The following is a 290-nucleotide window of genomic DNA, read 5'->3' on the forward strand; positions in this document are numbered from 1 at the left end:
GCCGCACTGGCTGCGCCCGACCCCGAGCTCGACACCTATGCCAGCGCCGGACACCTATCGGTGTCGCTGGATGCCGCCACCACCCGGCTGCTGCTCGGTCAGGTGCCGGCGGCGTTCCGGACCGGCGTCCATGACATCTTGCTGATCGCGCTCGGCCTGGCGTGCGCGGAATTCCTCGGCATGCACGGCGCGCCGATCGGCATCGATGTGGAGGGCCACGGCCGCGCCGAGGACGTGGCCCCCGACGTGGACCTGTCGCGCACCGTGGGCTGGTTCACCACCAAATACCC

At 71.0% G+C, this 290-nt stretch carries 1 protein-coding gene; it reads left to right on the forward strand.

All coding sequences use genetic code 11. The features are described from left to right. Positions 1-290 (forward strand): hypothetical protein (locus tag AC5Y6X_RS24500; protein ID WP_499989731.1); only part of this gene is annotated, 290 nt, incomplete at both ends.

The organism is Mycobacterium sp. NGS26, from assembly GCF_059813025.1.